The organism is Halorubrum marinum, assembly GCF_048381195.1.
Classification (GTDB): Archaea; Halobacteriota; Halobacteria; order Halobacteriales; family Haloferacaceae; genus Halorubrum.
In genome coordinates this window covers 774,785-793,072 of sequence record NZ_JBLWMM010000006.1, presented here as the reverse complement: position 1 = coordinate 793,072, position 18,288 = coordinate 774,785, and the positions used below count along the sequence as shown (strand labels likewise).

Sequence of the window (18,288 nt, the reverse complement as noted above, 5' to 3'; positions counted from 1 at the left end):
CGGGCGGATGGGAACCGGTCCGGAGCTGTCGGCCGCGGGCGGATGGGAACCGGTCCGGAGCTGTCGGCTTCTCGCGAGGTTTAAGTTCGGCGTCGGCGACGGGCCGATATGGAGCTAACCCGCGACTGGGTGACCGTGCGGGCGTCCATCGCCCTGACGTTCGCGGTCGCGATCCTGTCGATTCTCGCCGGACTCGCCCAGATCGGCGGGGTCGGTGTCGACGGACCGCTGGCGCTTTACGTCCCGGACGTAGTTCGGCAGACCGTCGGGTTCACCGGGACGATCACCGGATTTTCGATGCTCGGGAGCGGCTTCGCACTGAAGAACGGCTACCGTGTCGGCTGGTACTCGACCGCGGTACTGCTCCCCCTGACCGCGTTGCAGGGGCTGATGCAAGCGTCCGTCCTGTCGTTCCCGCTGGTCGCGCTGTCCGTCCTCTCCATGCCAGCGCTGGCGTACAACCGCAACCGGTTCGACCGACCGTTCTCGCCGTCACCGACGCAGCTCGCGGCCGGCGCGGCGCTCGTGACGGCGATCTCGTACGGAACCGTCGGATCGTACGCGCTCCGCGACCAGTTCGAAGGAATCGACACCATCGTCGACGCGTTCTACTTCACCGTCGTCACCGCCTCGACGGTCGGCTACGGGGATATCACCCCGACGACCGGCGCGGGGGGCGATATCGCGCAGCTGTTCGTGCTCTCCTCGCTCGTGATGAACGTCGCCGCGTTCGCAGTGGCACTCGGCGTCCTCCTCACGCCCGCCATCGAAGCGCAGCTCTCCAAAGCGCTCGGAAAAATGACCGAAAAACAGATCGATCTCCTCGACGACCACGTCCTCGTTCTCGGTTACGGGGACCTGACGGAACCGATACTCGAAGAACTGAACGGACGGGACGGCGTCATGTACGCCGTCATCACGACGGACGAGACCGCTGTCCGCCGACTCGACGAGCGAGGAGTCCCCGTGCTCACCGCCGACCCGAGCGACGTCGAGCCCCTCGAACGAGCCCATATCGATGGGGCCCGCGCAGTGGTCGTCGCCACGGAAGACGACGCCCGCGACGCGCTCGCGATCCTCACCGCTCGCCAGCTCAACCCCGGCGTGCGGATCGTCGCGGCGGCGACCCAGCGTGAGAACGTCAACAAGCTCCGGCGGGCTGGCGCAGACCAGGTCATCTCTCCGTCCACGCTCGGCGGGCACATCCTCATCGACTGCGCGTTCGGCGCGAACAGCGACGACGCGACGACGGAGCTCCTCGGCGACGCGGTCGACGTGTCCGACGACGTCGACGCGGCCGACGACTGACTCACCCGCGACCGCCTCGCCACCTAGCGGCTCTGTCTTCCCTTCGTCTGTCGGTAATCGCGACTCAACACGTTCTCACGCATGTGCTCGACGAACGCCGTGACCTCAGTGTCGGTCATGGACGCCGGGTCGGTCATCGGTACCAGCTCGAACCCGCGGCCGCGGATCGTCGTCGCGTGTTCGGCCTCGATGTCGAAGGAGTCCGGCCGTCGCGTCGTGTACTCGACGGCGAGTTCGCGGAGCGGTCGCTCTCCCACGGGAACGATGATCTGCGGATTTATCATCCGAATCTCCGCGTTCAAGAACGGTTCGCAGGTGTCAACCTCCCGGTCGGTCGGCGCGCGGTCGGGGTGTCGACAGCGGGTCAGGTTCGTGAAAAAGACGTTCTGTACGTCCGGCTCGGTCGCCTCCGGAGTCGATCGGACGAAGCCGAGGTCGGCGAAGATCGACTGTACTCGCTCGCCGACTCCAGCGCCCGTGAACGGGACGCCGTTCGCCTCGGCGGCCGCCGTCGGTCCCGTCCCCACGACGAGGAACTCCGCGCCCACGTCGCCGTAGCCGTGAACCACGCGCTCGCGCGGACCGCACAGCTCGGGACAGTTCTCGCACGCTTCGTCCATCCCGAACGGGTTCTCGAACTCCTGTTGGTTCGCGTCCACAGCTCCTCTGAGTACTCTGGGGTTCTAAACGCTCCGCCGCGGCGATCGGTGTTCCGACCGCGCTCAACAGAGTGGACCGTCGCGCTCGGTCAGTTCAGTGCGTACGTGTCGCCGTCGTACTCAACCATCCCCTCTCTTTTGAGGGTTTTGAGGATACTGTACAGCGAGAGCTTCTTCATGCCGAGCGAGTCGCCCATCTCGGAGACGGTCGCATCGCCGTTCGTCGTCAGATACAGGTACACGAGCTTCGCACGGGGAGACTGCAGCTCCGGCGGCAGCGTCGGGGCCGCCATACGTGCGGTCTCTGTTTCTATCATCTTACTCGGTGCATTGAGTTCGACAATAATAAACCCCCTATTCAACGATCGTCGAAATACATAGTTCAGACACTTCAGGCGCGTAGCGCGGTGTATTCGGGGGAAGACAGACGATCACGGTCGCGAATCGGGTGCAGAACGGTCAACGTTACCACGCTATTTCGACCGATGACGGATAGGAAACCGTGATCGATCGGTATCAATCGGGAACGACCGCGGTCGCGTTCCGGTGTTAGTACGAGCGCGTCTTCGGCTCGTACGCCTTCTCCTCGCCTTCGAGCATCGCTGGCTTGTACCACAGCTCCGGCTCGCCGTCGTTCCACGAGACGAGCGTGTGTTTCAGCCAGTTCTCGTCGTCGCGCTCCTGCCGCTCTTTTCGCCAGTGAGCCCCGCGGAACTCGCGGCGCGCGAGCGCGCCCATCGTCAGCGCCTCGGCGATGTCGAGGATGTTCCGGGTCTCCATCGTGTGGATGAGGTCCGTGTTGAACGTCCGTGACGGGTCGGAGACGGCGACGTCTTTGTACGCGTCGCGGGCTTCGTGGAGGTCACCGAGCGTCTCTTTGAGCCCCTCCTGCTCGCGGAACACGTTGACGTTCGCGGTCATCGTCTTCTGGACCTTCGAACGGATCTCCGCGTGGTTACGTCCCTTACGAGAGAGCAACTCGTCGACGCGCTCCTGCGCGCGAGTGACCGCCGTGTCGAGCACGCTGTCGGCGTCCGTCGCCACTGCACCGCCGTCGGCCGCAGCGGGGCCCTGCCCACCGGTTTCGCCGACTTCAGCCTCGAACTCGTACTCCGCGGGCTCCCATTCGCCCTCCTTGCCGGTCGGGATCTTGGCTTCGCCCATCTCCGTGCCAGCCGCGTGGTGGCCAGCGCGCTTGCCGAAGACGGCGAGTTCGGGGAGCGCGTTGCCACCGAGGCGGTTCGCGCCGTGGACCGACGCACAGGCGCACTCGCCGGCGGCGTACAGCCCGCCGATGACGGTCTCGCCGAACTCGTTCGTCTCGATTCCTCCCATCGCGTAGTGCTGGCCGGGCTTGACCGGCATCGGCTCCGTGAGCCCGTCCGCGCCCTCGAAGTCCTCCGCGAGGTGGAGAATGTTCTCCAGCCTGTCGAGGATGCGCTCCTCGCCGAGGTGTCGCATGTCGAGGTGAACGTACTCGTCCTCGATGCCGCGCCCCTCGTTGACTTCGGTGAGCTCAGCCCGCGAGACCACGTCGCGGGAGGCGAGTTCGCCGTCGTTGTTCGCGTACCCGTGCTCGAACATGAACCGCTCACCCTCGCTGTTGTAGAGGATTCCGCCCTCACCGCGGACGCCCTCCGAAATCAGAACGCCGGTGGACGGCAGCGTGGTCGGGTGGAACTGAATGAACTCCATATCCTCCATCGGGACGCCCGCGCGGTACGCCATCGCGACGCCGTCGCCGGTGTTCGCGACCGCGTTTGTGGTGTGATCGAACACCTGTCCCATCCCGCCCGTCGCCAGGATGACGCCGCCGTCGGCGCGGAAGCCGCTGATCTCTCCGCTCTGGATGTCGTAGGCGACGACGCCGTGACAGGTCCGCTCGGCCGGGTCCTCCTCGTCGGTGACGGCGAGGTCCATCACGTGCCACTCGTCGTACACCGTGATTCCGCGCTTGACCACTTGCTCGTACATCGTGTGGAGCATCTGATGGCCCGTCTCCGCGCCGGCGTAGGTCGTCCGCGGGAACGAGAGCCCGCCGAACGGGCGCTGGGAGACGCGGCCGTCGTCCTCGCGCGAGAACGGCATCCCCCAGTGTTCGAGCTGGATGACCTCCTCGGGGCTCTCCTGACAGAGCGCCTCGACCGCGGGCGCGTCTGCGAGGTAGTCCGACCCCTTCATCGTGTCGTACGCGTGGTCTTCCCACGAGTCGGCGTCGCGCAGCGCCGCGTTGATTCCTCCTTCCGCGGCGCCCGTGTGCGAGCGGACCGGGTGGAGCTTCGAGACGATGGCCACGTCGGCCCCGGCTTCCTGTGCCGCTATCGCCGCTCGGAGTCCCGCCCCCCCAGCGCCGACAACGATGACGTCGTGTTCGTACATTGTGATATGGTAATTGCTTAGGTCTGAAGTCCCTTGAGCGTGTCTCCCGTTGTCACCAGAACTTCAGGTTGTTCTTGACCGCTTCGCGCTTCAGCTCCTGGATGTGCTCGGTGAGAGGGATGTCCTTCGGACACACCTCCGTACAGGAGAACTGGGTCTGACACCGCCAGACGCCGTGCTCCTGCTCGATGATCTCCAGCCGCTTCTGTTTGATGTCCTCACCCTCTCGTTCGTCCATGGCGAACCGGTACGCCTTGTTGATCGCGGCGGGGCCGAGGTACTCGTTGTCGCCGGCGGCGATGTTACACGAGGACATACACGCGCTACACCAGATACACCGGGTCGACATCTTCACTTTCTCCCGGTTCTCCCGAGTCTGCCGCTGCTCTTCCAGTTCGCCGTCCGGGAGGTCGTTCGTCTGGAAGTACGGCTCGACCGCCTCCATCTGGTCGTAGAAGTGCTCCAAGTCGACGACGAGGTCCTTCGTCACCTCGGCGTGCGGGAGCGGCTCCACGCGGATCGGCTCGTCCAGTTCCGATATCTGCGTCTTACAGGCGAGCTTCTGTCCGCCGTTGACGAACATCGCGTCCGACCCGCAGATCGCCTGCCTGCAGGAGTGTCGGAAGGTGAGCGAGGAGTCGTACGTGTCCCGCGAGTACATCAGCGCGTCGAGGACGGTCATCCCCTTCGTGAACGGGACGTGGAACGTGTCGAATCGCGGCTCCTGTTTCCCTTCGATTTCGGGGTCGTACCGGAACACCTTCAGTTCGATCGTCTCCTCGTCGGCCGCGGCCTTCTCGGCCTCTTCGGCCTCGCGCTGACGTCGCTGCTCGTCCGCTCGACGGCGTTTCTCCGCGCGGCGCTCGTCGCCCTTCGAAGGGATGTCAGTCTCGGTCTCGGTCTCGGTTTCGCTCGATTCCTCGGTCTGCTTCGGTATCTGTGTACTCATGGTCTGTTCAGTAGAGTCCGATGCCCGCCCACGCGTTCGCGGTGCGGATTCCCTGGACGATCAACACGGCGCTCGCGGCGACGAGCGTCCACTTGATTACGGTGCGCTTGGTGCCTGTCAGTCCCTGATTAATAAGAGCGTTGTACACCCCGTTGACCCCGTGGAACGTCGCAGTCACGAGGAAGAGGATCATCAGCGAATAGTAGCTCAGCGTCTCCATTCGTCCAGCGCTGGCGAGGAACGACACCTCGTCGGCGTGGTGGACGAAGTGTAGCAGGAAGAAGTGGAACGCGAGCACGACCAGCAGGAACACTGCCGTAACGCGCTGTAGGAACCACATTTTCCCGCCGTGCTGGAACGAGGAGTAGCGTTCGGCCATCTCAGAACGCCCCCGCGATGAACGTCGGCACTGACGCGACGGTGATAGCCCCCGTCAAGATCAGCGACGCGTAGAAGCTCTTGTCCTGTGCGTCCAGCCCGATCCCCAAGTCGACGAGGAGGAGCCGAGTGCCGTTGAGCATGTGGAACACGGCGACTGCCAACAGTCCGACCTCCAGAATTCGAACGAGTAGGAGCCCTTCGAGGGTGACGATCGTTTGCGTGTACACGTCTTCGCCCGCCATCAGCGCGGCCTCGCTCGCGCCTGCGGCCGGGATTCCGGTGCTCAACACGGCGATATGGGTGAACAGGTAGCCGATGAGCACCCATCCCGTGAACTTATGAAAGATCCAGGCCCACATCCCCGCCTCGAACTCCCGCCAACGGCTGAAGTCCTCGATGAGGCCCCGATTGTACGACTGACTCATACCTAATGGTTCTGGACTGGGGTCGTATAGTAGTTTCTAACACGGCGGGGGATGCGGGGATATCTGCCCGCAGTCACGGGATGGAACGCTCACGGACACTGGGGGAGAAACTCCGCAGTTACCGGAGGGAGAACCCCCCATCCGCTCGAACGCAAAAACCGAGAGACGCGGAGGAAGACAGACGGCAGTCGGCGACCCGCGTTCGATCGGGTGGCCCCGGGCGGGTGAGTACTAATCGGGACACATGCGTACACTGAGCCGGGACACGTGCGTACACTGAGCCGGGACACGTGCGTACACTGCTCGCGGAAGTGTTTTATATCGGTGGCGCGCTCTTACAGACGCAATGGCGACCGGAAAGGTTGATTTCTTCAACGACACTGGCGGCTACGGGTTTATCGAGACTGACGACGCGGACGAGGACGTGTTCTTCCACATGGAGGACGTCGGCGGCCCGGACCTGGAAGAGGGTCAGGAAGTCGAGTTCGACATCGAGGAGGCCGACAAGGGTCCGCGCGCGACGAACGTCACCCGTCTGTAACCGTACCGACGACGACGTTCGATGGTTGTATCGGCTTTTCGACTATTTCCACTCCCCGAGCCGACGCTCCGTACCGCAGCCGCTGCGCTGCGCAGCGGCACGCAGGAGCTACGGGAACTCGCGTATCTCCCCGACCGATAGGAATTTATCAGTTGCTGACTGACCGGTCAGTCAATGAGCGAACAGCCGAGCGCGGCGGACGAGATCATGGACGGAGTCTACCACGCGCTCCGCGCCCACGGCTACGCCGATGTCACGATGCAGGATATCGCGGACGAGTGCTCGAAGAGCAAGTCGCTGCTCCACTACCACTACGACACGAAGGAGGACCTCCTCGTCGCGTTCCTCGATCACGTCATCACGGACTCCGAAGCGCGGATCGAAGCACACGCCGACGATCCGCCGACGGAGCGGCTCGTCCAGTTCGTCGGCTGGTTCGTCTTCGAGCCCGACGCCGTCGACCGCGAAGCGTTCCACATCGCGCTGTTGGAACTCCGCACACAGGGGCCGTTCAACGAGCGGATCCGCGACCAGTTGGTACGGAGCGATCGGCTGCTCCGCGGGACCGTCTCCGACATTCTCGAATCCGGCATCGAGGCGGGTATATTCCGCGACGTCGACGTCGAGGAGACGGCGGCGCTACTCGTCGCGACGCTCGACGGCGCGCGAACGCGGCAGATCACACTCAGCGGAGAGGCGAATGACGACGAAAGCAACGGCAAAGCGACAGACGAAAAGGGGGAAGACGGTGCGGAGCGCGGCCGTAAGCCGACTGCTGGGGGCGTTTCGTCGACGTACACGCGGACCGTCGCCGAGGCGACGCTCCAGCGGGTCGTCGGCCCGCTGCTCGCGGAGGGCGTCGAGCTCCCGTCGCTCGAAGACGGAATCGACGAAATGACGCGTGACGGTCGATACGAGGAGTGACTCGACTTCGTAACGGTACGACGGCCGGACGAGTGAGACGACAGCGGCGAGGGGACTGAGATGGCGTGGCTCGGCTTCGATCGACCGCCGACGGTGTTGCTCGCGGTCATCGCGAGCACCTTCTTCGTCGGCTTCGGCGGCGGAGTCGTGTTCCCGATCCTGCCGAACCTCGGCGCGGTCCTCGGGATCTCGGCGTTCATGGTCGGGGTGATCCTCTCGGCGAACCGCTGGGTACGGCTCGTCGCCAACGCCCCGGCGGGCGCCCTCGTCGACCGGTACGGCACCCGGAAGCCGTTCGTCCTCGGGCTATTCATCGAGGGGATCGCCACGCTCGGGTACGTGATAGCGCTCGTGATGCCGTCCGCGGCGTCGCTGCGGTGGCTCGCCGAGGCGCTCCCGGCGGGGACGGTCGGCCCGGTCGCGGTCGGGGCCGACTGGTGGATGACGCCGATCGCGGCGGCCGTCGCGCCGGAGACCTGGTTCCTCCTCGCACGCGTCCTCTGGGGACTCGGCTCCGCGGCGGTGTTCGCGACGGCGTACACCATCGCCGCCGACCTCTCCGACAGCGGCTCGCGGGGAACGAACATGGGCGTCGTCCGCGGCGGGATCACGATGGGCTTTCCGGCGGGGCTCGTGCTCGGCGGGGTCGTCTCGTCGCTCGCGGGCAACGCCGCGGCGTTCGCCGTCGCCGCCGCCTTCGCGCTCGTCGCGAGCGCGGTCGCGTACCGGCTCGTTCCCGAGACGCACGTCACCACCGACCGCACGAAGGAGTCGGTCAAGCCGTGGGACATCGACACCTCGGTTCCGGCGGTGACCGTCGGACTCGTCAACTTCGGGCTGCTGTTCGCGTACATCGGCGCGCTGTTCGCCACCCTCGTTCTCTTTCTGGGCGAGAACGACCTCTCGCTCCTCGGGCTCGACCCGCAGGGGACCTCCGGGCTGTTCATGGCCGGTACCGTGCTCTCCGCGTCCTTTTTCATGCTCGTCGGGGGGCGGATATCGGACACTCGCGAGTCGCGAACGCCGGTTCTGATCACGTTCCTCATCGTCTCGTTCGTCGGGTTCTTGCTGCTCGCTCGCTCTGAGTCGATCGCCGACCTCGCGTTCGCCTGCGTCTTCATCGGAGCCGGACAGGGCGGAACCAGCGGGCCGATGATGGCCCTCTTAGCGGACCTCACGCCCGATGAGCGGATGGGACGCGCTTCGGGGACGAACAACGTGCTCGGTGACGTCGGCGGGGGACTTGGTCCGATGGTGTCGCTCCCCCTGATCGAAACGGTTGGATTCGCACCGATCTACGCCGCCTGTGCAGTCGTTCCGCTCGCTGCTGGCGTCGCGCTCCTCCTCGGCGTTCGGCGGGAGACGGGAACGTTTCTGCCGGGGCGAGCGGCGGGCGAGACGGCCGCGGCCGACGACGGGGCTACGGCGGATGACGAATCGGCCGCTACCGAGTGAATGCGCCGCCGTGTGCGAACCGCTCGCGCCCGCTGCCCGAAAGAACAACCGTTAAAAGTCGTCACCGGGTTCGTACGGATATGGCTGGAACTATCGAAGCGCTCGTCCCCGGCGGGCAGGCCAACCCCGGTCCGCCGCTCGGTCCCGAGCTCGGACCGACGCCGGTGGACGTACAGGACGTCGTGGCGCAGATCAACGACGAAACCGCCGCGTTCGACGGCATGGAAGTCCCCATCACCGTCGAGTACGAGGACGACGGCTCGTTCACGATCGAAGTCGGCGTCCCGCCGACGGCCGAACTGATCAAAGACGAGGTCGGATTCGAGACGGGTTCCGGTGAACCCCAGAAGGACTTCGTCGCCGACATGTCCATCGAACAGGTGAAGAAGGTCGCCAAGCAGAAGTCGAGCGACCTGCTCGCGTACGACGTGAAAAACGCCGCCAAGGAAGTCGGCGGCACGTGCGCCTCCCTCGGCGTCACCATCGAGGGCGAGGACGCCCGGACGTTCGACGACCGCGTCGACGCCGGCGACTACGACGACGTCCTCGACGAGTAACGCGGCTTTTCGCGGCTTTTACTGCGGTGTTCCGTCTGACAGCCGCCTAGACCGCGGGCCGATTCGCGGGGTCGGGTTCCGCAACGTCGGTCGCGACCGGTCGCACGTCGGTCCACGTCCAGCCGATGATGGCGGCCGCGGCGACGAGCGCGTAGAACTGGACGAACACGCCGGCGATCGTACCGAGAATCGGAACGACGGAGAGCACGCCGACCGCTACCGAGCCGGCGAACACCACCGCGACGGCGGTGAGCCATCCGACCGCGTACGCCCGCTTCGTGACGACGCCCCACAGCGTGCCGATCGCGAAGCCGTCGCCGACGCGTCCCGAGTCAGCGACCGCGGCCAGCGCGGCCGGGGTCGCGTAGAGTCCCGCAAGCGAGACGGCGAGCGCGACGACGACGAACAGCAGCGCCAGTAGCCCTCCCACCAGCCCACCGAAGAACCCGCCGGCGCCGTTACCGGACCCGACGACGACAGCGCCGATACCGAACACGGCGGCAACGGTGAGAATCGCGAGCGGTAACAGCGAATAGACGAACGCGACGGCGAACGCCTTCAGCCCCTCGACGAGGAGGTCACCCCACGCCTCGAATACCGGCGCCTCGTCGTCTCCTTCGGCCGTCTGTCGGATAACGCGGGTGAGGTATCCGAGCACGAGGAACGAGGGAATCAGGAGGGGACTCGCCAGCAGCAGTACTCCGCCGATTGCAACCGTCACGATGGCGTCTTCGCCGTCTCGAAGGTAGTTGAGCGATGCTGATATCATGAATAATCTCACGTACGGACGCGCTGAGAGGGCTTAATCTCGTAGGTCGGTTCACCCGAGACGCGGTTGCCGAGTCCGTCGAACGACGCAGACAGCGCGGACGGCACTTTTACCTCCGAATCGCACGGACGTTCCGACATGCCCGACCTCAATCCGATCGCCAAGCGCATCCACAACATCCAACCGCGACCCGTTCGACTCACGATCGACGGCGACGAGGTCGGCGTCTTCGAGTTCTCCTCGACGGAGTTCTTCCAGCGGGAGTTCCGGGGCGAGGGAGTTCGAACCGACGCCGACGCCGATGCGGAGTTCCGGCTCATCACCTCCGACGATTACGAGTCCATCCTGCTCGGCCGGTCCGGGTCCGACGCGGAGGGATGGTCGATGATCGGCGAGATCACCGCGGCCGAGCGCGCCGACGACTGAACGCCGTGAAGAAGCGCCGCCAGACGGCCTCGCGGCTCACCGAACGACGGTGACCGGGACCTCCGCTCTCCTGACGACGCTCTCAGCGACGCTACCAAGTACGACGCGTGAGAGTCCCGTCCGTCCGCGACTGGCGAGGACGACGTGATCGAAGGGGTCGGCGAGGCCAGTTTCCTCGTCGTCGACCGCGCGCTCACCGGCCGCAACGTCGAGTATCGTCGCGGTCGGTCTCCCGACCTCGAGTCTGGTGTCGATGTCTCGATCGACCGCGGCCGCCGCTTCCTTCAGGATCCGCTTTCCGCGCTTGGTGGCGCTCTCGTACCACTGGTCGACCGCACCGGGAAACCCGCCCTCGGCACCGGTGGTCGAATCCGCCGGGTTGATCACGTGCAGTGCCGTCAGTTCGGCGTCGGGCCACTCCGTGGCCGCGAACTCGAGTGCCTCCGTAGCCTCAGCCGATCCGTCGATAGCGACGAGGATTCGTTTTCCCATATCCGCGTTTCACTCGCTCGGGTTAAAAATGACTGCACCGGCTCCAACGCGACGGAAACCCTCCTCGTGAGAGGTGAGTCGGACATCATCGGCGACAGTGTACCATTCAGAAAACACTTGCCAGACGGTCATGCATCCCCTCGCATGGATACGTCCTACCCACTACAAGTGCGAATGGCGTCAGTCACCGCCCGCGGTGGCGCGTGGCTCGTCGACATCGTCGCGAGCGTTATCGTCGCCGTCGTCGTTCTCGCGGTCGTCAGCGTCGTCTCAGAAGCGCTCGCTATGGGCTCGTTTCTCCTCATCCTGGTGGGATGGTACGTCGTCTCGGAGGCCGTCTGGGGGCAGACACCGGGGAAGCGGCTCGTCGGGATCAAGGTCGTCGACACGAACGGCAACGAGATCTCCGCGGGTCCCGCGATCGTGCGAAATATCACGAAGATCGTCGGGGGATCCTCGCTCCTTTTCATCCTCGCTGGTGTCGTGCTGATCGCGGACTCGCGGGACAACCAGCGGCTCGGTGACCGACTGGCGGAGACGCTGGTCGTGCGGGCCTGAGCCAGGCATCCCGTAGGGGGTGAACCAGTCGGTGTGCGGCGTCGACCGCGACGTTCCCCGTTAGTCGCCGTGGCGCGTCACGCACGTCGAGAGGCCGATCAGTTCGACCGGCTCGGAGTTGTCCGGCGAGTAGACGACCATCTGGCCCTTCTCCATGTACGGGACCTTTCCGGCGAGGTTGGAGGGAATGTTCACGCTGGAGATCGCGTCCTCGTCGCCGAGGTTCAAGACGATCTTCGTGTTCACCTGTTTGAACACGGACTCCGCCACGTCCTGCGGGTCTTGGGTGATCAAGAAGAGGCCGAGTCGCTCCTTGCGGCCCTGCTTTGCGGCCTCCGTGAACTTCTGGACGACCTTTTGGGCCTGAACGTTGTCCGCGTCCGCGAGGAAGTTGTGCGCCTCGTCCATCCCGACGAGGAGCGGCGTCTCCTTGATCCGGTCGCTCGCGGGGTCGTTCGAGAGCTTGTCGTCGATCAGCAGCCCCGCGACCGCGAGGACGACGATCTCCTTCTGTCTCGACGTCGGCAGGTGGTACGTGGGGACGACGGAGAGCCCGCCGGGGCGGACGAGGGTGTGGTCCAACTCGGTGATCGGCTTTGCGTCCTGGTCGAACACGCCGCCGGGAACGCCGCGGACCCGCCGCTTGACGGCGTCGTACGTCGCCTCGTGGATCCGACCGCTCTCGTGAAGCTCCTCTTTGAGCGCCGGGTCGTCGAGGTACGACAGGAACTGGCTGTACGTCCCCGAATCGCCGTAATCGCGGAAGAACCGGTTTATAAGTGTCAACAGCGCGGGGTACTGGTTGTCGTTGAGTCCCGACCCCGCCACGAGCCACGGCATGTCCTGCGCCAGCGAGAAGGGGATCGTGAACTCGACGCGCTCGGCCCGGTGACCCTCACCCGGGTACGTCGCGTCTGCGACCCGCGGCACGAGGGCGACGGTGTCGTCGTGCCCCCCGTGAGCGATCCCCTCTCGCTCCAGTCGCCGGGCGAACGCCGCGTCGAGGTCGGGGTTGTCGTCGTGCATCTGCGCGTACTCGTCTTGCGGGTCGAACTGGACGACCGCCATCCGCGACTCTCGCCCGTCGCCGGTCGGGTACGTGCGGTCCGCGTCGAGGTACTGCCGCAGGACGTTCTTCGAGGCGTGCGTCTTCCCGGAGCCGGTGCCCCCGGCGACCAGGGTGTGCCGGAACGCGAGCGGGTCGCCGTCGGCGTAGTCGTCCTTCACGCGGTAATCGACGGTTGGCGGCTCCGCGGCCGTGCGCACCTTCTCGCCGCCGACGGAGAGATGACCGAGGAACACCCCCTCCTCGGGGATCTTCAGTCCCGTCTTGATCTCGGCGTCGTCCGCGGCCTCCTCGACGACCGCGCCGGGCTTCGGGACGCGGTCCGTCATCCGTCGTTTCATGTCGTCGCCCGCGCCGTAGACGACCGACATCGGCTCCAGCTCGGCCATGAACTTGTAGTCGCGCTCGGCGAACTCGTCGCGACGCATCTGTCTGCGGGCGTGGATCTCGGTGGCGTCGTCCGACTGGAACTCCTGTGCGTACTCCAATCCGACAATTCGGCAGAACAGCCGCTCGCCGTCGGGATACGGGATCAGGAGGTACTTTCCGAGCCTGACCGCCTCGCGGTTGCCAGTCGTGACGAACGCCTTCAGCGTCGTCTCTTCGGCCTCCTCGGCGACGCGAAGCCCCTGTGAGACCGAAACGACTCCGAGTCCCCTGTCGCTGCCCGCGGGCTCGACGTCGTACGTCGCGAAATCGTCGCCCGCCTCGTCGGCGGGCACGCTCCCGCCCGCGCCGTCGACGGGGGCGTCTCCAGTGGGACGAGTGGACCCATCGCTCTGTGTGACGCCACGTTCGATGGATTCAGCGGCTGTAGCGTCTCTTTCGGCGGCTTCCGCCGTCGCGGCGTCCCTTCCGCTAGTCCCGGCCGCGTCGGCCCCGGACCCCGCCGGTGGGTCGGACTCGTCGGCGTCTCCGCCGCCGTCCCCGTCGGTGAATTCGGTGAAGTCCTCCAGCGTCATGGATGTATCACCGCCGCGGGCCCCGAAAGCGTTTCCCCCTCCCCGCGGGGTCACCGTCCAAGCGGATTTGAGAGGCATCCGGCCGCGGGGTCCTTTTCAGTGTCCGGCTCGTACCGGAGACATGATACTCGTTCGCGGCAGCGGCGGTGGGACCGACCTCACCGGGACGGTGTTCGAGCGCGGCGAGGAGCCGCCGGTTTATAAGGGCGCGCCGAACGAAGACGCGCCGTACGTCTGGGTCTGTGATTCCTTTTATCAGGTCGAGAGCGGCGGCTCGGCCCTCCGCGTCGACGGCGAGGAGATCCGCGTCGCCTTCGAGGAGCCGATGCCGCGCGGGTTCGACACCAAGTCGGCCGCGATCGACGCGGCCAAAGACCACGTCAGGACGCAGTTCGCGCGAATCGGCGTCGACCCCGAGCGCGTCGAGGTCGAGGTGACGAAAGCCGACCCGGCCTGAGCGCTCGGGCTGATCGGCGACCGTCAGAGATGTCTCGGGCCGGTTGCGTCGAGCCCCGCAACGGGATTTACCTTCGTAGCCCCGGTATAGGGCGTATGTCGGAACCACCGGAGGACTTCGATCCCAGCTCGCGGAAGGAACGCGAAGTCGCCGCCGAGGCCGCGGACGACCGCTCCGACTTCCTCTCGCTCATGGCTCACACCTACCGGGGCGAGCTCGGGCGGATGAGCTCGTGGCGGACCCGCATCGACCGAACGACCAACTGGGCGGTCGTGGTGACGGCGTCGTTGCTCACGTGGACCTTCTCGAGCGAGTCGCGTCCGCACTACGTGCTGCTCATCGGGCTCGTGATGCTCAGCGTCTTCCTCGGGATCGAGACGCGCCGGTACCGGATGTTCGACGTCTGGCGGTCCCGCGTACGACTCTTAGAGGAGAACGTGTTCGCGAACGCGCTCGAGCCGGGGGGCGTCGAGCAGTCGAACTGGCGGCAGCTCCTGAGCGAGGACCTCCGCGAACCGACGATCAAGACGCCGAGTATCGAGTCGATGTCCCGCCGTCTCCGCCGGGTGTACGCGCCGCTTTTCACCGTCCTGATCGTCGCCTGGACCGTCAGACTCACGGTGTTCATGCCCTCCGGGAGCGGGGTCGTCGCGACCGCGGCGGTCGGCGCGATTCCGGGTGCGCTCGTGCTCGCGCTCGTCGGCGGTTTTTATTTTGCCGTGCTGGTGTTGACGCTGCACCATCGCCCGAGGCACGCGAAGGGAGAGCTCCGGTCCGCAGAGGACGTCGACGAGTGGAAGTGAACCGGTCACAGTTCCGCTTCCCATAACCCCTTTTCGCCCTCGGTCTAACCGAGTCGTATGACAGCGCTACCGCACCGCGTCGTCGGCGACGCGCGCACGAGCGACTTCGGGTGGACCCTCCTCACGGATCTCGTCGATATCGGCAACCGAATGGCCGGCTCCGCGGGCGAGCGGCGCGGCGCGGAACGCGTCGTGGAGGCGTACGAGGACGCGGGGCTCCGCAACGCCGGGCTCGACGAGTTCGAGATCCCCGGCTGGTGGCGCGGCGACTCCGCGATCGAGCTGTCGGGCCCCGTCGACCGCCGACACGAGGGTTCTCACGAAGTGATCGCGCTCCCCGGGACGCCTGCGGGCGAGGTGACGGCGCCGCTCGTCGACGTCGGCGACGGAACCGACGAGGCGTTCGAGGCGGCGGGCGACGAGCTAGACGGCGCGGTCGCGATGGCGTCCTCGCGTACACCGGAATCGCACGACCGGTGGATCCACCGGATGGAGAAGTACGTCAACGCGGCCGAGCGCGGCGCCGTGGGGTTCGTCTTCCGAAACCACTTGGAAGGTGCGCTCCCGCCGACCGGCGAGGTCGGGTACCACAACCGGCCGGGCCCGATCCCGGCGGTCGGCGTCTCGAAGGAGGTCGGCGCGCGGTTCGCGCGCCTCGCTGCGGGGGACGACCCCGTCGAAGTCGGAATCGAGATCGACTGCCGAAACGAGCCCACGACCTCCGTCAACGCGGTCGCCGACGTGGGGCCCGACACCGACGAGGCCGTCCTGCTCACGGCGCACGTCGACGCCCACGACGTGAGCGACGGCGCGAACGACAACGGGGCCGGATCCGCGCTCGTGGCCGAAGTCGGACGCCTGCTGGCGACGGTCGAAGATGACCTCGACACCCGCGTCCGGCTGATCACCTTCGGCTCAGAGGAGATCGGCCTCTGGGGAGCGTATCACACCGCGGAGACGACGCCGCACGACGAAATCGCCTGCGTGATCAACCTCGACGGCGCGTGCAACTCCCGGAACCTCCGGATAGGTACCAACGGCTTCGACGGGATGGCCGCTCCCTTCGAGGCGGTCGCGGAGGCGTTCGATGCACCAATCGAGACCGGTGAGACTATCTCGCCGCACGGGGACCAGTGGGCGTTCGTCCAGGAGGGAATCCCGGCCGTGATGGCGTCAACCGCGGGAGCGCAGTCCGGACGCGGGTGGGGACACACCCACGCCGACACGCTCGACAAACTCGATCCGCGAGACCTTCGAGAGGTGGCGACGCTGGTCGCGGCCGCAACGTACCGCTTCGCGACGCCGGGCGACGACGCCGCCAGCGGGGGTGCCGTCGAACACCGGCCGAGAGATGAGATACGGGCGTCGATCCCCGACGGCTACGTGCGGGAGCTCAAAACGGGCGGTCGGTGGCCGTACGAGTAGCGGTGCTACTCGTCCTCGTCCGAATCGCAGACGCCGAGCGGGAGCGTCTCCGCCGCCTCCGCGTCGCCGTCGAATCCCTCGTACGCGTCGTCGATGAGGCGAGCGAGCTGGGCCTCCGGCGTCACGCCGCGAGCGGCCGCCAGCGCCGTGAGCCGCTCGTACTGCTCGGTCGGAACGGACATCGAACCCTCGTTCATACGCGGCGGTCCGTCCCGAACGTACAAAAGTATTGTTCGAGATAAGGGGAGAACGCGCCGTTTTAGCTCGATTTCGAGGATCGTGTGCCGCGGTTCTCGGCGTCGACCACCCACGCCTCAAATCGGTCGAACAGGGCGTCCATCACCGTTGACTCCGCCCGAGAGAGGTGTTCCCACACGGTGGTCGTCCCCAGTTCGAGCTCGCCGGCGACATCTTCGACGCCGACCCCGCTACCGTGGTCGTAGTATCCGATTGCGATCGCCGTCGCCAACACCTCGCGCTGTCTCGTGGTAAGCCCGTCGAGGATCCCGGAGGCCGGCATCCCCGGCGGCCGCTCCATCGAGGCGAGCTCGACGTTCCGCGCCAGCTCGACGTCGTTTCCCCCGCGCTCCAACGTCCGAATCACCGCCGACAGATCCTGATCGGCGGTGATGTACACGGTCCACCGCTCTATTCCGCCGGCGATCGTCGTCCCGGTGCGATAGTGAACGCCCATCTCGGAGAGCCGTTCGCTGATCCCGTCCCATCCCTCGGTATCGACGCCGAGTGCGACGTAGGCGTGGTTCCCCGTCACCGGCGAGAGCGGTTCCGCTTCGGTCACCGCCTCCGCCGCTCGCAGTTCGTCGATGAACGACTCGATCTCCGCGGTCGGCCCGCGGAGTTCCATGATCCGCTTTCGCTCGGCCTCGCTCCCGGTCATCGAGGAGACGGAGCGGAACGTCACCTCCGGATGGCGGGCACTCACTTCCGACTCCGGGCCGCCGCGGTGGCGGATCCGAAACGTCACTTCGCGCATACCGAACCGTTCGCGCGGAAGTTCAAACGGTTTCCGGCAGCGGGCTCGGCAGATAGCGCCGGGGGGTCCGCACCCGATGAGACAGGGAAGGTGTCAAGATATTGCAGTGGTAACTGGACGGTGAATGCCCGATCGACCCTCCCGCGACGGGCGCACGTCGGAGTCGACGAACGGTAGCGGTTCGAGCGCGTCGACGGACCCGACGCGCGAGGCCGACTCGCCGACCGCGCCAGCGGACGCGACCGTAAACGGTCCGCCGGCGGACGCGACCGTGGACGAGACGGTGCAACGTCGTCTCCGCGAGGCGTACCTCAACGACGAGGAAGCGGTCTTGGTCGTCACGGGGGTACGGTCTACAGACGACGCGGTCGTCGTCGAGATGGAGACCCCGCACGGCGGAACCACTCACGTCGAGCGGTTCCCCGCGCCGCGTCGGGGGTCGCTCTCGGAGTCCGAGGCGTTCCTCGAATTTCTCGGTGCCGCAGGCGTCTCACCGCTCGACATCGACGGGCTGATCGGCGAGCGGGTGCCCGCGACGTACGACGTGGACGACGGGTGGCGGATCGACGGGGCGTCTCTGTGCGGACGGGACGACAGAGCGGACCCGCGGGGAGACCCGAACTCGCCGGGACGCGTGACGCGATCGCTCCGGTGGATCAACACGCATCGCTACTGGCTGCTCGCGGGAGCACTCATCGTCGGCGAGTTGGCGTTCGTCGCGGTGATAATCCTGTTTTACGCGTGAATCGGGAGGGCGG

At 66.2% G+C, this 18,288-nt stretch carries 22 protein-coding genes; 11 read left to right on the top strand and 11 right to left on the bottom strand.

Annotated elements, in window-relative coordinates:
• Positions 1–108 precede the first annotated feature (108 nt).
• The gene (locus tag ACNSN4_RS13405) at positions 109–1,308 is read left to right on the top strand and encodes an NAD-binding protein (protein ID WP_418286324.1); all 1,200 of its coding nucleotides are present in this window, start codon (positions 109–111) and stop codon (positions 1,306–1,308) included.
• Positions 1,309–1,331: 23 nt separating this feature from the next.
• Here the strand turns inward: ACNSN4_RS13405 and ACNSN4_RS13400 are convergent, their stop codons facing one another.
• From ACNSN4_RS13400 to sdhC, 6 genes are all read right to left on the bottom strand, one after another.
• Positions 1,332–1,967 carry a uracil-DNA glycosylase gene (locus ACNSN4_RS13400; protein WP_418286323.1) on the bottom strand — a complete coding sequence of 212 codons (636 nt, stop codon included), beginning with the start codon at positions 1,965–1,967 and terminating at the stop codon, positions 1,332–1,334.
• An 89-nt stretch (positions 1,968–2,056) separates the two neighbouring features.
• Complete coding sequence (locus ACNSN4_RS13395; protein WP_418286322.1) at positions 2,057–2,284, bottom strand: helix-turn-helix domain-containing protein; 228 nt, start codon at positions 2,282–2,284, stop codon at positions 2,057–2,059.
• Between the two features lie 232 nt (positions 2,285–2,516).
• Positions 2,517–4,346 carry an FAD-binding protein gene (locus ACNSN4_RS13390; protein WP_418286321.1) on the bottom strand — a complete coding sequence of 610 codons (1,830 nt, stop codon included), beginning with the start codon at positions 4,344–4,346 and terminating at the stop codon, positions 2,517–2,519.
• Positions 4,347–4,398: 52 nt separating this feature from the next.
• Positions 4,399–5,295, bottom strand: a complete 897-nt coding sequence (locus ACNSN4_RS13385) for a succinate dehydrogenase/fumarate reductase iron-sulfur subunit (RefSeq protein ID WP_418286320.1) — start codon at positions 5,293–5,295, stop codon at positions 4,399–4,401.
• 7 nt (positions 5,296–5,302) lie between these two features.
• Complete coding sequence (locus ACNSN4_RS13380) at positions 5,303–5,674, bottom strand: succinate dehydrogenase hydrophobic membrane anchor subunit (protein ID WP_418286319.1); 372 nt, start codon at positions 5,672–5,674, stop codon at positions 5,303–5,305.
• A gap of 1 nt (position 5,675) precedes the next feature.
• Positions 5,676–6,101 carry a succinate dehydrogenase, cytochrome b556 subunit gene (gene sdhC, locus ACNSN4_RS13375; RefSeq protein ID WP_418286318.1) on the bottom strand — a complete coding sequence of 142 codons (426 nt, stop codon included), beginning with the start codon at positions 6,099–6,101 and terminating at the stop codon, positions 5,676–5,678.
• Positions 6,102–6,447: 346 nt separating this feature from the next.
• Between sdhC and ACNSN4_RS13370 the strand changes: the two genes are divergently transcribed.
• The 4 genes from ACNSN4_RS13370 (at position 6,448) to ACNSN4_RS13355 (ending at position 9,578) form a co-directional block, all read left to right on the top strand.
• Positions 6,448–6,642 carry a cold-shock protein gene (locus ACNSN4_RS13370; protein WP_418286317.1) on the top strand — a complete coding sequence of 65 codons (195 nt, stop codon included), beginning with the start codon at positions 6,448–6,450 and terminating at the stop codon, positions 6,640–6,642.
• A gap of 174 nt (positions 6,643–6,816) precedes the next feature.
• On the top strand, positions 6,817–7,566 hold the full coding sequence (locus tag ACNSN4_RS13365) for a TetR/AcrR family transcriptional regulator (RefSeq protein ID WP_418286316.1): 750 nt from the start codon (positions 6,817–6,819) through the stop codon (positions 7,564–7,566).
• A 60-nt stretch (positions 7,567–7,626) separates the two neighbouring features.
• The gene (locus ACNSN4_RS13360; RefSeq protein ID WP_418286315.1) at positions 7,627–9,021 is read left to right on the top strand and encodes an MFS transporter; all 1,395 of its coding nucleotides are present in this window, start codon (positions 7,627–7,629) and stop codon (positions 9,019–9,021) included.
• An 80-nt stretch (positions 9,022–9,101) separates the two neighbouring features.
• Entirely contained in the window at positions 9,102–9,578 is a 477-nt protein-coding gene (locus tag ACNSN4_RS13355) for a 50S ribosomal protein L11 (protein ID WP_418286314.1), read from the top strand.
• 46 nt (positions 9,579–9,624) lie between these two features.
• Here ACNSN4_RS13355 and ACNSN4_RS13350 read toward each other — a convergent pair whose 3' ends face one another.
• Entirely contained in the window at positions 9,625–10,347 is a 723-nt protein-coding gene (locus tag ACNSN4_RS13350) for a DUF4013 domain-containing protein (protein ID WP_418286313.1), read from the bottom strand.
• A 138-nt stretch (positions 10,348–10,485) separates the two neighbouring features.
• On the opposite strand from ACNSN4_RS13350, the gene ACNSN4_RS13345 reads away from it, so the two are divergent.
• Positions 10,486–10,773 (top strand): DUF8072 family protein, encoded by a 288-nt coding sequence (locus tag ACNSN4_RS13345; protein ID WP_418286312.1) that lies wholly within the window; start codon positions 10,486–10,488, stop codon positions 10,771–10,773.
• 36 nt (positions 10,774–10,809) lie between these two features.
• Here ACNSN4_RS13345 and ACNSN4_RS13340 read toward each other — a convergent pair whose 3' ends face one another.
• The gene (locus ACNSN4_RS13340) at positions 10,810–11,265 is read right to left on the bottom strand and encodes a universal stress protein (RefSeq protein WP_418286311.1); all 456 of its coding nucleotides are present in this window, start codon (positions 11,263–11,265) and stop codon (positions 10,810–10,812) included.
• A gap of 144 nt (positions 11,266–11,409) precedes the next feature.
• Between ACNSN4_RS13340 and ACNSN4_RS13335 the strand changes: the two genes are divergently transcribed.
• A complete protein-coding gene (locus ACNSN4_RS13335; protein WP_418286310.1) occupies positions 11,410–11,823 on the top strand; it encodes an RDD family protein in 414 nt (137 codons plus the stop codon).
• Between the two features lie 60 nt (positions 11,824–11,883).
• Here the strand turns inward: ACNSN4_RS13335 and ACNSN4_RS13330 are convergent, their stop codons facing one another.
• Positions 11,884–13,851 carry an ATP-binding protein gene (locus ACNSN4_RS13330; RefSeq protein WP_418286309.1) on the bottom strand — a complete coding sequence of 656 codons (1,968 nt, stop codon included), beginning with the start codon at positions 13,849–13,851 and terminating at the stop codon, positions 11,884–11,886.
• Between the two features lie 121 nt (positions 13,852–13,972).
• Between ACNSN4_RS13330 and ACNSN4_RS13325 the strand changes: the two genes are divergently transcribed.
• From ACNSN4_RS13325 to ACNSN4_RS13315, 3 genes are all read left to right on the top strand, one after another.
• A complete protein-coding gene (locus tag ACNSN4_RS13325) occupies positions 13,973–14,308 on the top strand; it encodes a DUF7113 family protein (RefSeq protein ID WP_418286308.1) in 336 nt (111 codons plus the stop codon).
• 95 nt (positions 14,309–14,403) lie between these two features.
• Positions 14,404–15,111 (top strand): DUF2270 domain-containing protein, encoded by a 708-nt coding sequence (locus tag ACNSN4_RS13320; RefSeq protein ID WP_418286307.1) that lies wholly within the window; start codon positions 14,404–14,406, stop codon positions 15,109–15,111.
• 57 nt (positions 15,112–15,168) lie between these two features.
• Positions 15,169–16,536, top strand: a complete 1,368-nt coding sequence (locus ACNSN4_RS13315) for a M28 family peptidase (protein WP_418286306.1) — start codon at positions 15,169–15,171, stop codon at positions 16,534–16,536.
• Positions 16,537–16,541: 5 nt separating this feature from the next.
• On the opposite strand, the gene ACNSN4_RS13310 is transcribed toward ACNSN4_RS13315, so the two are convergent.
• Both ACNSN4_RS13310 and ACNSN4_RS13305 read right to left on the bottom strand, forming a co-directional pair.
• A complete protein-coding gene (locus tag ACNSN4_RS13310) occupies positions 16,542–16,733 on the bottom strand; it encodes a hypothetical protein (protein WP_418286305.1) in 192 nt (63 codons plus the stop codon).
• A 62-nt stretch (positions 16,734–16,795) separates the two neighbouring features.
• A complete protein-coding gene (locus ACNSN4_RS13305; RefSeq protein ID WP_418286304.1) occupies positions 16,796–17,530 on the bottom strand; it encodes a helix-turn-helix domain-containing protein in 735 nt (244 codons plus the stop codon).
• Positions 17,531–17,654: 124 nt separating this feature from the next.
• On the opposite strand from ACNSN4_RS13305, the gene ACNSN4_RS13300 reads away from it, so the two are divergent.
• Positions 17,655–18,275 carry a hypothetical protein gene (locus ACNSN4_RS13300; protein WP_418286302.1) on the top strand — a complete coding sequence of 207 codons (621 nt, stop codon included), beginning with the start codon at positions 17,655–17,657 and terminating at the stop codon, positions 18,273–18,275.
• The last annotated feature ends 13 nt before the right edge of the window (positions 18,276–18,288 follow it).

Excerpts from the sequence above, each read along its gene's own strand:
- ACNSN4_RS13335 (WP_418286310.1), top strand. The coding sequence starts at position 11,410 with ATGGATACGTCCTACCCACTACAAGTGCGAATGGCGTCAGTCACCGCC.
- ACNSN4_RS13380 (WP_418286319.1), bottom strand. The coding sequence starts at position 5,674 with ATGGCCGAACGCTACTCCTCGTTCCAGCACGGCGGGAAAATGTGGTTC.
- ACNSN4_RS13365 (WP_418286316.1), top strand. The coding sequence starts at position 6,817 with ATGAGCGAACAGCCGAGCGCGGCGGACGAGATCATGGACGGAGTCTAC.
- ACNSN4_RS13310 (WP_418286305.1), bottom strand. The coding sequence starts at position 16,733 with ATGAACGAGGGTTCGATGTCCGTTCCGACCGAGCAGTACGAGCGGCTC.
- ACNSN4_RS13395 (WP_418286322.1), bottom strand. The coding sequence starts at position 2,284 with ATGATAGAAACAGAGACCGCACGTATGGCGGCCCCGACGCTGCCGCCG.
- ACNSN4_RS13360 (WP_418286315.1), top strand. The coding sequence starts at position 7,627 with ATGGCGTGGCTCGGCTTCGATCGACCGCCGACGGTGTTGCTCGCGGTC.
- sdhC (WP_418286318.1), bottom strand. The coding sequence starts at position 6,101 with ATGAGTCAGTCGTACAATCGGGGCCTCATCGAGGACTTCAGCCGTTGG.
- ACNSN4_RS13325 (WP_418286308.1), top strand. The coding sequence starts at position 13,973 with ATGATACTCGTTCGCGGCAGCGGCGGTGGGACCGACCTCACCGGGACG.
- ACNSN4_RS13305 (WP_418286304.1), bottom strand. The coding sequence starts at position 17,530 with ATGCGCGAAGTGACGTTTCGGATCCGCCACCGCGGCGGCCCGGAGTCG.
- ACNSN4_RS13330 (WP_418286309.1), bottom strand. The coding sequence starts at position 13,851 with ATGACGCTGGAGGACTTCACCGAATTCACCGACGGGGACGGCGGCGGA.
- ACNSN4_RS13320 (WP_418286307.1), top strand. The coding sequence starts at position 14,404 with ATGTCGGAACCACCGGAGGACTTCGATCCCAGCTCGCGGAAGGAACGC.
- ACNSN4_RS13405 (WP_418286324.1), top strand. The coding sequence starts at position 109 with ATGGAGCTAACCCGCGACTGGGTGACCGTGCGGGCGTCCATCGCCCTG.
- ACNSN4_RS13370 (WP_418286317.1), top strand. The coding sequence starts at position 6,448 with ATGGCGACCGGAAAGGTTGATTTCTTCAACGACACTGGCGGCTACGGG.
- ACNSN4_RS13300 (WP_418286302.1), top strand. The coding sequence starts at position 17,655 with ATGCCCGATCGACCCTCCCGCGACGGGCGCACGTCGGAGTCGACGAAC.
- ACNSN4_RS13390 (WP_418286321.1), bottom strand. The coding sequence starts at position 4,346 with ATGTACGAACACGACGTCATCGTTGTCGGCGCTGGGGGGGCGGGACTC.
- ACNSN4_RS13345 (WP_418286312.1), top strand. The coding sequence starts at position 10,486 with ATGCCCGACCTCAATCCGATCGCCAAGCGCATCCACAACATCCAACCG.
- ACNSN4_RS13385 (WP_418286320.1), bottom strand. The coding sequence starts at position 5,295 with ATGAGTACACAGATACCGAAGCAGACCGAGGAATCGAGCGAAACCGAG.
- ACNSN4_RS13355 (WP_418286314.1), top strand. The coding sequence starts at position 9,102 with ATGGCTGGAACTATCGAAGCGCTCGTCCCCGGCGGGCAGGCCAACCCC.
- ACNSN4_RS13315 (WP_418286306.1), top strand. The coding sequence starts at position 15,169 with ATGACAGCGCTACCGCACCGCGTCGTCGGCGACGCGCGCACGAGCGAC.
- ACNSN4_RS13350 (WP_418286313.1), bottom strand. The coding sequence starts at position 10,347 with ATGATATCAGCATCGCTCAACTACCTTCGAGACGGCGAAGACGCCATC.
- ACNSN4_RS13340 (WP_418286311.1), bottom strand. The coding sequence starts at position 11,265 with ATGGGAAAACGAATCCTCGTCGCTATCGACGGATCGGCTGAGGCTACG.